The organism is Nocardia sp. NPDC003183, from assembly GCF_053590715.1.
The window spans coordinates 1-1,016 of record NZ_JBSFTG010000043.1 but is presented as its reverse complement, the minus strand read 5'-3'; the positions used below and the strand labels follow the sequence as shown (position 1 = coordinate 1,016).

The window sequence follows — 1,016 nt, the reverse complement described above, 5'->3', positions numbered from 1 at the left end:
GTCGCCCGAGCCACCCGTGCCGCGGCGAGCACCGGTACCTCGGCCGGGATCGTGGTGGGGTTGCTGCGCGAGGCGCTGAACCTGCTCACTCCCGGCACGACCACCGCCCGACCGTCGTCCCGGGCCGGGGGTGTCAGCCAGGGCCGGGGCAGTGACCGGCAGGCCGTGATGGAGTACAGCACCGCCGCCCGTGCGGCGGCAGCCAAAGCGCGAGGCGCGCACTGGGAAACCGTCGTCCGCTACGCCGCATCGATCCCGATCTTCGACGACCCCGACACCATCAACCCGAGGGCGCAGGCGCGAGCGGTGGCACGCGGGCGGGCCGATGCGTTGGCGACGGTGTTCGGGGCGTGTACCGATCACAACTTCTACCGGCGGCGTCGCCGCCTGCGCCTCGGGTGGTTAATCCGGCAGCGGCGTCTCAGGCGCGGGGACGTGCTGTCGGTGCCCGAGCTGGCCACGATCGCGCACCTGCCCACCGACACCGGGCTACCCGGCCTGCAACGTGCCGGAGCCCGCGCTCTGTCCCCGGCCCCGGAGATCCCGGTCGGCGGGGAGTTCACGAAGCCCCTAGGGATGGCCGATACCGGGACTCGCCGTCCGGTCGCGGTGAAGATCTCCGATGCCCGCCATCACCTGCACATCCTCGGCCCGACCGGTGTCGGCAAGTCCACCCTGCTCGCGCGCACGATCCTCGACGATGCCGACGCCGAGCGCGGGGTGATCGTCATCGACCCCAAAGGTGACCTCGTCACCGACGTCTTATCCCGGCTACCGTCCCGCATGGCCGATCGGGTCGTGCTCTTCGACGCCGACTCCTCCGCCCCTCCGCCGTGCGTGAACCCCCTCGACATCGACCGGATCGGGCGCGCGGGAATGGATCTCGCCGTCGACAACCTCGTCACGGTCTTCCACCGGATCTTCCATCAATGGTGGGGGCCACGCACCGACGACATCATGCGCGCCAGCCTGCTCACCTTGTGCGCTCAACCCGGCACTGCCACCCTGGCGGATCT

General features: G+C 70.9%; 1 protein-coding gene. It reads left to right on the top strand.

Annotated elements, in window-relative coordinates; genetic code table 11:
• Positions 1-168: 168 nt before the first annotated feature.
• The coding region (locus ACWDXS_RS35650; RefSeq protein WP_449972805.1) for a helicase HerA domain-containing protein at positions 169-1,016 on the top strand (848 nt) is incomplete at its 3' end.